We start from the raw sequence: 12,816 nt of genomic DNA on the forward strand, positions 1-12,816 counted from the left end.
CGCGTCTCGGCCACCCTCGAAGCGGATCGCGCCTCTGGCATCAGCCCGACCTACTCCTAACCCCGGCGCGCAAACCAGATGACGTGCTGCGCGCCCTTCCCGCCTGCGCGCGCGCGAACCCGCACCTCGTCCACCGCGAACCCCGCCGCCGCCAGTCGCCGTGCAAAGCGCGCGTCGGGCGCCGCCGACCAGATCGCCAGAATGCCGCCGGGTCGCAGCGCCACCTTCGCAGCGGCAAGACCCGCGGCCGAATAAAGGCCGTCGTTCGCCGCGCGCGTAAGCCCGTCGGGTCCGTTGTCGACGTCGAGCAGGATCGCGTCATAGCGGCCGCGTCCATCGGCAATCGCGGCGCCCACGTCCCCTATGACCAGCGAAACGCGCGGATCGTCGAGACATTCTGCCGTCAGTGCCGCCATCGGCCCGCGCGCCCAGTCGATGATCGCGGGAACCAGTTCGGCCACCGTAACCTTGGCATTCGGTCCCAGCTCGGCCAGCGCGGCGCGCAGCGTAAAGCCCATGCCATAACCGCCGACCAGCAGATGCGCCTGCTCGGCGCCACGCAGACGTTCGCAGCTCATCACCGCCAGCGCTTCTTCGGACCCGCTCATCCGGCTGCTCATCAGCTCATTGCCACCGATTGCGATGATAAATTCGTCGCCGCGCCGGAACAGGCGAAGCTCCTCGCCGCCCGGCACCTCTGCCGTGTCGATCAGCTCACGTATCTGCAAGCGACGTCAGCCAAGCTCGCCAAGGTCGAGCGCGTCGAGTAACGCCGCGCGCGCCTTGCGCACATCGGCAACCAGCGTGGGTGACGCGAGATCGGCGGGCGCAATTACCTCTGGCCAATGCGCCGCGACCACCGCGGTGACCCGGTCGAGCTTCGCCTCGTCGGCCAAGAAGCGCGGATCGACCGTCGCGGGATCGGCGACAACGCGCAGTCGCAGGCACGCCGGACCGCCGCCGTTGGCCATCGATTGCCGCACGTCGACCGGCAGGAGGCGGCGGATCGGGCCGTTGCCGGCAACCATATCCTCCAGCCAGCTCCACACTGCCGGCGTTTCGCGCGCCTCGGTCGGTAACACCAGCCCCATGCCCCCTTCGGGCAGGCTGACGAGCTGCGCGTTGAACAGATAGGATTTGATGGCATCGGGCAGGCTTACCGCGCCCGCGGGCACCTCGACGATCTCGACCATCGGGAACGCCCCGCGAATTTCGGCGTGCGCGCCTTCGCGATCCTCGAACGCGGTTTCATGGGTGAACAGCACATGCTCGTTCGCGACCGCTACGACATCGTTGTGAAAGGCGCCGCCCTGGATCGCCGTGTCCGACTGGCGGATGAAGAGCGTGCGCGCCGGATCGAGCCGGTGATGCCGCGCAATGGCTTTCGACGCGTCGAGATGCTGACGTGCGGGAAAGCGACCGCCGCCTAACCCATAGACGAATATTTCGACCCCCGCGTCCGAATGGCCGCTGCACAGCCGCATATGGTTCGCCGCGCCTTCGTCGCCGAAGGGTGCGGGCACCGGCACGTGCACGGCAAAGGCGGGGTGCGCAAAGGCGAGGCGGAGCTGCGCGAGCGTCCCCGGCCATTCGTGGCTGCGATGCGGCATGGTAACAAGGTTGGCGACCGTCAGATGGCATTTGCCGTCGGCGCTGTCGGGTGCGGGCGAAACGGTTGCGGCGTTCGCAGCCCACATCGACGAAGCGGACCAGGCCTGCGCGCACAAATGCCCCTCGGCAGTTTCGACCGTCGTGCCAAGCGCCGCAAGCCACGGCGCATCCGGCCGGTCGAGCGGCACAAAAAAGCCCTGCGGCAGGCCGAGCGCGAGATTGTGGCGCATCTTCTCGACGCCCTGCAACGCCGCGGCGCGCGGCTGCGACACGTCGCCCGCGTGGCTTGCCGAGGCGATATTGCCGCGGCTGAGTCCCGCATAATTATGCGTCGGGCCGATGATCCCGTCGAAATTGATCTCGGTAAGCATCCTATCGCCCGATCCAGCTGATCGCATCGCCCTTGCCGACATTCAATATCCGAGCAGCGTCGGCGTCGATCCGTCCCTCGGCATCGACCTTTCCGAAACAGCAGCGGAAATCCGCCAGCCGTCCCGTTGCAATCAAAGCGTCCTCGCCACCTTCGGCGATTCCGGACACCTCGACATGCTTTGCGTCGCGAACGCTCGCCACCTGATCGGTGCGCGCGGTCATCGTCGGGCCGCCATCGAAAATGTCGATGTAATTTTCAAAGGCAAAACCCTCATTCTCCAGCATCCGCATCGCGGCGCGCCCCGTGGGGTGCGGAACGCCAATCACTGCGCGCGCGGTTTCGGGCAGCATCGCGATATAGACGGGATGTTTGGGCATCAGGTCGGCGATGAACTGGTTGCCGTGGACCGCGTTGAACTGGTCGGCTTCCTGAAAACTCATCCCGAAAAACTTTCCCGCGACGCCGTCCCAGAAGGGTGAGCCGCCGGCCTCGTCGATCACCCCTCGCAATTCGGCCAGGATACGGTCGGCGAAGCGCGCCCGGTGGCGGGCGATGAACAGATAGCGCGAGCGTGCGAGCAGCAGCCCCAGCCCGCCCGCGCGGGCCGCGGGGTGGAGGAAAAGCCCGCCAACCTCGCTCGCGCCGTTGAGGTCGTTGCTCAGCATCAGCACCTGCGCATGAAAGGTGCGGCCCAGCTGTTCGCTGTGCTTGCTGTCGGTGCCGATGCGGTAGCTATAAAAGGGCCAGCGCTGGCCGACCTGCCCGAAAATCTGGCAGGTGCCGCGCACCTCGCCGCTATCGAGATCCTCGAGCACCATCAGATACAGCTCGTCGGCGGGATATTCCTTTTCCGATGCAAAGCCCGCTTCGGCGCGATCCAGCTTGGCGCGCAGCGCCTTTTTGTCGGGAGGCAGGTTGGTAAAGCCGCCGCCCGTCAATTTTGCCATTTCGTAAATGCTTTGCAGATCGCCCGGTTTGGCCGCCCGGATCACATAATTCACACCGTCCCCCGTTCCGCTATTCTCATCATGATCAGTGCCGACAGTTGTGCACGTTCGGCAAGGCTGTCGGTAATCAGAAATTCGTCCGCCGAATGGATCGCGCCGCCGCGCGGCCCCATGGTGTCGACCACGGGGATGCCGCACGCAGCGATATTGTTGCCGTCGCACACGCCGCCCGTGGCGTTCCAGGCGATCGGCGGCAGTCCCAGCGCGGCGCCGCAGTCACGGACCAGCTCGAACAGCCGCGTCGCGGCGGAGTCGAGCGGTTTGGGCGGGCGGTTGAAACCGCCATGAATGTGGCAATGCACATCATGCTCGCGCGATACCGCGGCAACCGCCGCGCGAAGCGCGGTTTCGGCTTCAACCATCGCCTCCGGGGTCGATGGCCGCATGTTGACGCGCAGGATCGCGCTGTCGGGGACGACATTATTGGGACCACCGCCGTCAATCTTCGCGGGGTTGACCTTGAGCGACGGCGATTTGAGCTTCGCGAGCCGCAGCGCGAGATCGGCCGCCGCCAGCAGCGCATTGCGGCCGTCGTCGGGATTGCGACCGGCGTGCGCCGCAAGGCCGTGGACGATCACCGAAAAATTGCCGCTGCCGGGCCGCGCGCCGGCAAGCGTGCCATCGGGAAGCGCGGGTTCGTAGGTGAGCGCGGCGGTCTTCCCGCGGGCAAGTTCGGCGATCAGCGCCGCCGAAGCGTGGCTGCCCGTTTCCTCGTCGCTGTTGATCATCACGTCGTACCCGACGCGAGCGGCGAGCGGCGAGCTTTCGAGCGCCGTCAGCGCCGCGAGAATCACCGCGATCCCGCCCTTCATGTCGGCGGTGCCGGGCCCGTTCAGCACCCCATCCTCCAGCCAGGTCAGCGTCTGGAACGGATGATCGGCGGCGAACACGGTGTCCATATGGCCGGTCAGCAGCAATTGCACCGGCGCATCGGGCCGTACGCGAAGGTGGAGGTGATCGCCGCGCTGGATGATGTTGACCCGCCCCGCGGCATCGACGCTCTCGACCGGATCGGGCGCAACCAGCCGCACCTCGCCGGGCAAGGCGGCAAAGGCATCCGCTAGCTGGCCGGCGATCTCCTTCAAGCCCGCGAGATTACCGGTGCCACTGTTGGTCGCTGCCCATTGTTCGACCTGCGCGAGCATCGGCGCATCGGCCGCGCGATCAAGCGTCGCCTGTTCGGTTGCGGTTACACTGGTCATTATGCGGCTATAGCGAGCGACACTCTGCTTTGGCACCCCCACGCACCATTTTGTCGTCATGATACGGTAAGTCACTGATTTCCGATGAGCACGGCCTTACAGCGGCGCGCGTAAACTATGCAGATTCGCCGCACGTTAACCGAACCTTGGGAGGCGACAGTTAGCTTGGCCTGAAACCTTCTGAGTGAGTCCATGTCCACCGTTTTCGTCCTTGGCATCAACATGTCCGTTGCGGGCATTTTTGCGCTTGCCTTCGCTATCATCGCGGCGACGAACCGTATGGCGCGGGGCGCTTGGTGGCTGGCGCTGGGTTATGGCATGGGTATTATCTATGTTGGGCTTGAGTTCCTGCTGACGAAGCAGGTCGATCCAACTCCGGTCGGGATCGGTATTTTTCTGGTCTTCCTGATGGCGTTGAGCTTCGCGCTGGTCGGCGGTGTGTTGCATTACCGCGTTGCGCCACCGTGGATCGCGATGGCGGCAATCTGGGTGCTGACGATCCTGGCCGTGCCGGTGATCTTCAGCCTGCCCTATGGATCGCCATTACGGCTGACGCTGTATCAGATGCCTTATTTCGCGATGCAGGCGCTCTTTGCCCTTGTCATCGTGCGATCCGGGCGGCGGCAGGCCCTCGACCTGCTGCTGATTGCGCTGCAAATCGTCGCGGCGCTGATCTACCTCGCGAAACCACTCATCGCGGCGGCGGTCGGCACCGCCAGCGCACCGCAAGGCTATATGGCGACAACCTATGCCGCCATTTCACAAAGCGGCAGCGTTGTCGCGCTGATGGCGATCGCGCTCGTCCTGCTGCTGGTGATGATGCGCGACACGACCGCCGAAATCGTCGCGCGGTCCGAAACCGATCCGCTGTCTAGCGTGCTCAACCGGCGCGGCTTCGAGCAGCACGCCGGGATGGCGCTGCTGCGCGGCGACCAGACGGCCGTGCTGGTCGCCGCCGATCTCGATAATTTCAAGGCGATCAACGACAGTTTCGGCCATGCCGCGGGCGACGGTGTCATCGCGCATTTCGCGGCGATGATGGTCGAAGCCGCGCCCGCCGACGCCATCGTTGGCCGAATCGGCGGTGAGGAATTTGCGGTGCTGCTGCCCGACGCGATGCTGTCCGACGGTCGCATCTATGCCGAAGCGGTGCGCACTGCCTTTGCTGCGGCGCGTTTGCCAGTGCTGGGAATCGACCGCGGCTTTACCGCCTCGTTCGGCGTCGCGCAGCGCGGACCGAAGGATTCGCTGTTCGATCTGCTGCGCCGCGCCGATGCCGCGCTCTATCGGGCGAAGGCGGGGGGGCGGAACCAGGTTCGCGTCGCGCTGGGCGAAATGCCGGCGTCGGCTTCGGCAGCTGGCGCAGCGTAGCGGCAAATCCGGCAGGGGCGCTGGCCGCCGCTAAACCCCCAGTAGCGGCGTGTCGGCCTCGTGCGGCGGCGCGGCGTCGAAGCCGGGCAGCGGATCGAAGCCGTCCTCGCTCAGCGCGATTTCCGCCAGCCCGCCAAGCTTGAAATGGCCGAGCCGCGGTTCTTCGTCGGACCGCCAGCTCTTGTTCAGATTGAGCGCACTGATGAACAGGTCGCCGCGCCGCTCGAACAACAGGTGCGGTGCCAGCGTCAGCGTCTGGCCATTATATTGGGCCGTCACCAGTTTTTTGCGGGCGATGGCTTCCATCAATTTCAGTCGTGTGTCGTCCATGATTCCGGTCGTTTGGGGAGATGTCTTTTTCGTTGTGCAGTGCAACCTAACCTACGCCGTCGGGCTTGAAAAGCGCCCATTGCCAATCGAAACCAATCGCGGCATAGGGCGCTGGCCCTTTCCTCCCCGGGTCCACGGGCGCAGCCGCGCCGACCAAAGGGTGTTTGCATGACCGAATTTCTCGACCGCTCCGGCCTGTCAGTCGATTCGCGGCTGGTCGATTTTATCGAGCAGCGCGCGCTGCCGGGAACCGGGCTGGACGCTGCGCGCTTCTGGGCCGATTTCGCCGCTCTGCTCGCCAAATTCGCGCCCGAGAATGCGGCCTTGCTGGCAAAGCGCGAGGATTTGCAGGCGCAGATCGACGCTTGGCACCGGACCCGAGAGGGCCAGTCGCACAATGCCGCGGACTATCAGGCGTTCCTGACCGAGATCGGCTATCTCGTCCCCGAACCCGCGCCCTTTCAGGTCGGCACGGTGAATGTCGATCCCGAAATCGCAACGATGGCGGGGCCGCAGCTGGTCGTCCCCGCACTCAACGCGCGCTTCGCGCTGAATGCCGCCAATGCGCGCTGGGGCAGCCTGTATGACGCGCTTTACGGCACCGACGCGCTCGATGCGCCGTCGGCACGGCCCGGTGGCTACGATCCCGAACGCGGCGCCGCGGTGATCGCGCGCGCCAAGGCGTTCCTCGACGAAGCGGTGCCGCTGGCGTCGGGCAGCTGGGCCGACTGGCAGGGCGGGCCGCTGACGCTCGCCGATCCGGCCCAATGGGTCGGCAGCAAGCCCAGCGGCATATTGCTCCGTCAAAACGGCCTGCACATCGAACTCGTGATCGATCCCGACAGCGCGATAGGTGGCGACGATCCGGCGGGGATCGCCGATGTCGTCCTCGAAGCCGCGCTGACGACGATCATCGACCTCGAGGACAGCGTCGCAGCGGTCGATGGCGAGGACAAGACGCTCGGCTACACCAATTGGCTGGGACTGATGCGCGGCGACCTGACCGAAAGCTTCGACAAGGGCGGCAAGACCGTCACCCGCGCGATGGCCGCCGATCGCGACTGGACGTCGCCGTCGGGCGAGGCCTTCACGCTCCACGGCCGCAGCGTGATGTTCGTGCGCAATGTCGGCCATCTGATGACGACGCCGATGATCCGGCTGCCCGGTGGCGCCGAAGCGCCCGAGGGGCTGTGCGACGCGGTCATCACCAGCCTGTGCTCGCTCCACGATCTCAAAGGTCTCGGCACCCTCAGGAACAGCCGCGCGGGCAGCATCTATATCGTCAAGCCCAAGCAGCACGGGCCCGAGGAATGCGCCTTCACCGACCGGCTGTTGGACGCGGTCGAGGATATGCTGGGTCTCGCGAGCCACACGATCAAGGTCGGCGTGATGGACGAGGAGCGGCGGACGTCGGCCAATCTCGCCGCGTGCATTCACGCGGTGAAGGACCGTATCGTCTTCATCAACACCGGATTTCTCGACCGCACCGGCGACGAGATCCACACGTCGATGCGCGCGGGGCCGATGATCCCGAAAGGCGAGATGAAGGCGTCGGACTGGATCGCCGCCTATGAGGACCGCAACGTCCGCATCGGCCTTGCGTGCGGGCTGTCGGGCAAGGCGCAGATCGGCAAGGGCATGTGGGCAATGCCCGACCTGATGCGCGCGATGCTTGACGCCAAGATCGGCCATCCCAAATCGGGCGCGAACACCGCATGGGTGCCATCGCCCACCGCCGCGACGCTGCACGCGCTACATTATCATATGGTCGATGTGTTCGCGCGGCAACGCGAGATCGCGGGCGAAGCGGTGCCGTCGCTGGACCGCTTGCTGAACATTCCCGTCGCGTCGGGACGCAACTGGAGCGAGGCCGAAATCGCGCGCGAGCTCGACAATAATTGCCAGGGCATATTGGGCTATGTCGTGCGCTGGATCGATCAGGGCGTCGGCTGTTCCAAGGTTCCCGACATCGACGACGTCGGCTTGATGGAAGACCGCGCGACCCTGCGCATTTCCAGCCAGGCGCTCGCCAACTGGCTGCTCCACGGCGTGTGCACGCCCGAACAGGTCGACGCCGCGCTGGCGCGGATGGCGGCAAAGGTCGATGCGCAGAACGCGGGCGATCCGCTATATGAAAAGCTGACCCCCGACGGCATCGCCTGGGCGGCGGCGCGCGCGCTGATCTTCGAAGGCGTGACGCAGCCCTCGGGCTATACCGAACCCCTGCTGCACAAATATCGCCAGATGAAGAAGGCGGGCTGAACAAGGGGCGGGTTTCGGCCGAAAGCAGTCGCTGCCTAGACCATCCCGTTCGCATCGAGCGAAGTCGAGATGCCCCTCAGGTTCGACTTGACGCCGATGGGTGTCTCGACTTCGCTCGACACAAACGGAAAGAAGGGGTCGGCTCCCGCTCTCCGAAACCACTCTCCCCTTGCCCCGACTGTCGGGTTAATTTACAATTTACCATATGCCCGACACCGAAAATCCCGCATTCGCGCCACTGGCACGGCGTTTGCTTTGACATTGATGATGTTGAAGAAAATCGGTCGCCTGTTCATCATCAAGACCCGGCTCGAGGCGTGTCTCATCATTTATGCGCTCGCCGTCGGGGCAATGGCGCGGGGTTCCGCCTACATCCACGAATATCCCGGGGTTGGCGGCAAGCTGCTGTTGCTCGCCTGCACCGGCTCGGTTTTCCTCGCGGGCGCCAAGATTTTCGATTGCCTGCGCTACGAACAGGCGGCGGCTGCCGTAGCGGAGGACCGCGCCTGACTTTCCTGCGTCGCCGACTTATGCCAAGACACATTGCATGAGCAGGATCAGCGGCCGCCCGGTCATCAGCACCCAGCATGTCTATGGCCTGACGCTGCGCATCGCGCGCTGGCGCGAGGGGGCGCCGGCGACGCCGCTGGTATTTCTGAACGGCATCGGTGCCGACATCGCCGCTGCCGCGCCGCTGCTCGCGCAGATTCACGGGCGCGAAGTGTGGACGCTCGACATGCCGGGTGTCGGCGGATCGCCTGACGCGATGCTGCCCTATGCCGCGCCGACGATGGCGGCAGTGGTGATGGAGATTGCCAAGCGACTGGGCCACAACACGCTCGACGTCGCCGGATTCAGCTGGGGCGGCGCGCTGGCGCAGCAGGTCGCGATCCAGTTTCCGGGGCGCGTCCGCCGGCTGGTGTTGATGGCGACGACGCCCAGCGTCGGCGCGCCGGGGATCGGCTGGGCCGCGTTGCTCGACGACGACATGCTGGCCAGCGGGCTCAAGCTGCCCACGGCGACCCCGCTCGGCCTCGCCTATCAGTCGATGGCGATGGCGGGATGGACGAGCGCGCCAATGCTGCCGCGGCTGAAGGATGTGCCGGTGCTGGTGCTGATGGGCGAGCGCGACGGCGTCGTGCCCGCCTGCCACGGCCAGGTGATCGCCGACCTGATCGACGGCGCGGTGCTGGAAGTGGTGCCGGGCTCGCACCTGTTCCCCTTCACCCACGCCGCGGCGATTGCGTCGCGGATCACCGCGTTTCTGGATCAGCCGCCCGCACTGCAAGCCGTCGCTTGAGGAAATCGGTGATCGCCGCGGCGACCTGATCGGGCGCCTCCTCCATCGGCAAATGACCGATGCCGGGAAACAATACGACCTCTGACCCCGAAATGCGTTCGTTGAAGGTCTTGGCCGCGCTCGGGTTGATGATCCGGTCCCGGTCGCCGAACAGGATCAGCGTCGGCGCCCTAATCTCCCCCAGCCGCGCCGCCGTTTCGGGTTCGCGGCTGGTCCGCGTGCGCAACACCGTCGCCTCGCGATTGCCGGGGAAACGCAGCAATTCCCAATAGCGGTCGATCATCGCCTCATCGACGACCTCCTGCTTCTCCACCGAACCGCGCAGCGACTGTTCGACAAGCATTCGCGGCGTGATGCGCATCATGAGCCAGCGTCCGAACGGATATTGGAGCAGGCGAAAGCCAACGTTTGATTCGGGCGATTTCTCGCCCCTGCGGATCGGCATCCCGGCGGCGTCGATCAACAGCAACCCATCGACGCGCGCCGGACGTTCGAGCGCATAGCGCCACGCGACCCAGCCGCCCATCGAGTTGCCGCCAAGGACAAAATGGTCAAGCCCCAGCTTTGCCGCGACGACATCGACCGCCTCGATCATCGCCGACGCGCTATAGTCGCGGCTGGGGATCGCGCCGGTCAGCCCGTGCCCCGGCAGGTCGAGTGTGACGATCCGGTAATCGGCGCCGAGCCTTTCAACCAGCGGCTCCCACGTATGCAGGCTGGCGTTCGATCCGTGGAGCAGCACGATCGCGGGACCGTCGCGGCGCCCCTGATCGCGATAGTGAATACGCTGCCCCGCCGGTCCAGCGGCGAAGGCGGCGTCCGGCCCGCCATATTTGGCGATCATCGCCGCGCGATTGGTGTCGGGCGTCAGAAGCAGCAAGAAGCCGACAACGAGCGCCGCCAGCACGGCAAGCGTAATCAGGACGCGCTTGCGCCGGAAAAAGGGTCGCCGCGGCGGTGGCGGCGGATCGAAATCCAGATCGTCGTCGGCTATCATCGCGCCCCCCTCAAGGCCAAGCCAACCTAGCGCGCAGGCGCCCGGCGTCAATGCGCGCTATGGATGGATCGATCGGCGAAAGGTTTCAGGCATGAAGCCGCCGAACCAGCCGTTGCCGATAAGACGAGACAGCGGCGAGCGCGATCGACCGACCCAATCAGGACAGCATGGCCATCCCACCGTTTACATGCAATGTCTGTCCGGTGACATAGCCCGCTTCCTTCGAGGCAAGATAGACGACCGCGGCGGCGATGTCGCTGCCCTCACCCATCCGGCCCGCAGGGATACGCTGGTTCAGCGCTTCTTTTTGGGCATCGGGCAGGTCGTCGGTCATCGCCGTGGCGATAAAGCCCGGCGCGACGCAATTGGCGGTCACGCCGCGGCTCGCCAGTTCTTGCGCCAGCGCCTTGGTCATGCCGGTCACGCCCGCCTTCGACGCGGCGTAATTCGCCTGCCCCGGGTTGCCGGTGGCACCGACGACGCTGGTTATCGAGATGATCCGCCCGAAGCGCGCCTTCATCATCGGCTTTGCAGCGGCGCGGCACAGGCGGAAATTCGCCTCCAGATTGATGCGGATGACATCCATCCACTCCTCATCCTTCATCCGCATGATCAAATTGTCGCGCGTCACGCCGGCATTGTTGACAAGAATGTCGAGCTTGCCTCCCAACGCTTCAACCGCCGCCGGAACGAGCGCATCGACCGCCGCCGCATCGCCGAGATTGCACGGCAAGGCGACATGATCGCCGCCCAGCGTATCGCAGAAGGCATTGAGCTTGTCGGCATTGGAGCCCGACACCGCCAGCCGCGCCCCCTGCGCGCTAAGCGCCTGCGCAATCGCCGAACCGATGCCGCCCGAAGCGCCCGTAACAAGCGCCGTCATGCCGGTGAGATCGAACATTCTTATGCTCCTGAAATTACCGGTTCACGCGGAGACGCGGAGACGCGGAGGGTTTATGATCGTTAACAATGCGACGGACGCCCTCCTTGAGCGTCGCTCCGCCGAAATTGATGAGCAGTCCGACGGATTGGCCGGTCAAGCGAAGATAGGTCAACAGCTGTTTGCCATGTGCCGGGTTCAGCTGTTCGACCGATTTGATCTCCACCAGCAAACGGTTATCGACGAGCAAATCGATACGAAAGGCCGCGTCGAAGCGAGACCCTTCGAAACATATATCGATCGGCATTTGCCGATCGACCCGATATCCGAGCGCAACCAGTTTTCCGGCAAGCACGGTCTCGTATACGCTTTCCAGCAGGCCCGGTCCCAAATCGCGGTGCAAGCGGAGGGACAAATCAAGCACATCGCCGCTTATGACATCTATGTCCCGCACAATCCCTCCGCGTCTCCGCGTGAACTTCTTCGTCGCTGCCCCTGCGCCCCGCGTCTATTCTTCAGAAGGTTTTCAGCAGTGCTTCGATGTCGTCCATCGAAATGACGCTCGCCGTTTCGACCTCGCCCAACGCGCTACGTTTTACCATCGGCGACAACACTTTGCCGCCGAATTCGACGAACTGCGTCACCCCGATGCCTTCCATCGCCCCGACGCTCTCGCGCCAGCGAACGCGGCCTGTGACTTGCTGGACCAGCACATCGCGGATCGTGTCGGCGTCGCTGACCGGGCTGGCGGTGACATTGGCCACAACAGGCACTAGCGGCGCCGCGGGTGCATTCACGCCCAGCGCCTCGGCCATCGCGTCGGCGGCGGGCTGCATCAGCGGGCAATGGAAGGGCGCCGAGACGGGCAGCAGCACGCCGCGCTTGATCCCATAATCCTTGACCAGCGCCACCGCGCGTTCCACCGCGCCCTTGTGGCCCGAAATCACAACCTGCGACGGATCATTGTCGTTCGCGACGGTGCAGACCTCGCCCTCGGCCGCCGCATCGGCCAGCTTCTGCGCGGTATCGATGTCTGCACCGAGCAGCGCCGCCATCGCGCCGACCCCGACGGGCACCGCCGCCTGCATCGCCTGTCCGCGTGTCTTCAAAAGCCGCGCCGTCGTTGCGAGGTCGAACGCCCCCGCGGCACAGAGCGCGCTATATTCGCCAAGGCTGTGCCCCGCGACATAAGCGGCCTTGGCCGACAGCGTCACCCCGCCTTCCTTTTCGAGCACGCGCAAGGTCGCGATCGCATTCGCCATGATCGCGGGCTGCGCGTTTTCGGTGAGGGTCAGCTGATCCTCGGGGCCTTCGGTCATCAACTGGAACAGCTTCTGCCCCAGCGCGTCGTCGACCTCCTGAAACACTTCACGCGCCGCAGGTGACGCGTCTGCAAGCGCCTTGCCCATGCCAACCGACTGGCTGCCCTGACCCGGAAAAATGAATGCGCGCATGAAAATTCCTACTCGTCATCCCAGCGAAA

The 12,816-nt window shown here is 65.1% G+C and carries 13 protein-coding genes; 4 read left to right on the forward strand and 9 right to left on the reverse strand.

The window, feature by feature from the left end; all coding sequences use genetic code 11:
- Positions 1-56: 56 nt before the first annotated feature.
- From VSX77_RS02155 to VSX77_RS02170, 4 genes are read right to left on the reverse strand one after another with little or no spacing between them, the layout of a single operon-like run.
- Positions 57-728, reverse strand: a complete 672-nt coding sequence (locus tag VSX77_RS02155; RefSeq protein ID WP_338426031.1) for a spermidine synthase — start codon at positions 726-728, stop codon at positions 57-59.
- 6 nt (positions 729-734) lie between these two features.
- Positions 735-1,982 carry an N-succinylarginine dihydrolase gene (locus tag VSX77_RS02160; RefSeq protein ID WP_338426032.1) on the reverse strand — a complete coding sequence of 416 codons (1,248 nt, stop codon included), beginning with the start codon at positions 1,980-1,982 and terminating at the stop codon, positions 735-737.
- A gap of 1 nt (position 1,983) precedes the next feature.
- Positions 1,984-2,985: an arginine N-succinyltransferase gene (locus VSX77_RS02165; protein WP_338426033.1), complete on the reverse strand. Its 1,002-nt coding sequence runs from the start codon at positions 2,983-2,985 to the stop codon at positions 1,984-1,986.
- Positions 2,982-4,193: a hydrolase gene (locus tag VSX77_RS02170; protein WP_338426034.1), complete on the reverse strand. Its 1,212-nt coding sequence runs from the start codon at positions 4,191-4,193 to the stop codon at positions 2,982-2,984. Before VSX77_RS02170 ends, VSX77_RS02165 begins: the two co-directional genes overlap by 4 nt.
- 192 nt (positions 4,194-4,385) lie before the next feature.
- Between VSX77_RS02170 and VSX77_RS02175 the strand changes: the two genes are divergently transcribed.
- On the forward strand, positions 4,386-5,564 hold the full coding sequence (locus tag VSX77_RS02175; protein WP_338426035.1) for a GGDEF domain-containing protein: 1,179 nt from the start codon (positions 4,386-4,388) through the stop codon (positions 5,562-5,564).
- Between the two features lie 30 nt (positions 5,565-5,594).
- Here VSX77_RS02175 and VSX77_RS02180 read toward each other — a convergent pair whose 3' ends face one another.
- Entirely contained in the window at positions 5,595-5,894 is a 300-nt protein-coding gene (locus VSX77_RS02180; protein WP_338426036.1) for a hypothetical protein, read from the reverse strand.
- A 168-nt stretch (positions 5,895-6,062) separates the two neighbouring features.
- Between VSX77_RS02180 and VSX77_RS02185 the strand changes: the two genes are divergently transcribed.
- From VSX77_RS02185 to VSX77_RS02195, 3 genes are all read left to right on the forward strand, one after another.
- Positions 6,063-8,156, forward strand: coding sequence for a malate synthase G (locus VSX77_RS02185; protein ID WP_338426037.1), 2,094 nt, complete (start codon positions 6,063-6,065; stop codon positions 8,154-8,156).
- A gap of 267 nt (positions 8,157-8,423) precedes the next feature.
- On the forward strand, positions 8,424-8,666 hold the full coding sequence (locus VSX77_RS02190) for a hypothetical protein (RefSeq protein ID WP_338426038.1): 243 nt from the start codon (positions 8,424-8,426) through the stop codon (positions 8,664-8,666).
- 37 nt (positions 8,667-8,703) lie between these two features.
- A complete protein-coding gene (locus VSX77_RS02195) occupies positions 8,704-9,456 on the forward strand; it encodes an alpha/beta fold hydrolase (protein ID WP_338426039.1) in 753 nt (250 codons plus the stop codon).
- Here the strand turns inward: VSX77_RS02195 and VSX77_RS02200 are convergent.
- From VSX77_RS02200 to fabD, 4 genes are all read right to left on the reverse strand, one after another.
- Entirely contained in the window at positions 9,410-10,453 is a 1,044-nt protein-coding gene (locus tag VSX77_RS02200) for an alpha/beta fold hydrolase (RefSeq protein ID WP_338426040.1), read from the reverse strand. The genes VSX77_RS02195 and VSX77_RS02200 overlap by 47 nt on opposite strands.
- Before the next feature lie 157 nt (positions 10,454-10,610).
- Entirely contained in the window at positions 10,611-11,354 is a 744-nt protein-coding gene (gene fabG, locus VSX77_RS02205) for a 3-oxoacyl-[acyl-carrier-protein] reductase (protein WP_338426041.1), read from the reverse strand.
- Between the two features lie 16 nt (positions 11,355-11,370).
- Positions 11,371-11,787 (reverse strand): GxxExxY protein, encoded by a 417-nt coding sequence (locus VSX77_RS02210; RefSeq protein WP_338426042.1) that lies wholly within the window; start codon positions 11,785-11,787, stop codon positions 11,371-11,373.
- Between the two features lie 61 nt (positions 11,788-11,848).
- Entirely contained in the window at positions 11,849-12,787 is a 939-nt protein-coding gene (gene fabD / locus VSX77_RS02215) for an ACP S-malonyltransferase (protein WP_338426043.1), read from the reverse strand.
- Between the last annotated feature and the right edge of the window lie 29 nt (positions 12,788-12,816).

Origin of the sequence: Sphingopyxis sp. TUF1 (assembly GCF_036687315.1) — a bacterium.
GTDB lineage: Bacteria > Pseudomonadota > Alphaproteobacteria > Sphingomonadales > Sphingomonadaceae > Sphingopyxis > Sphingopyxis kveilinensis.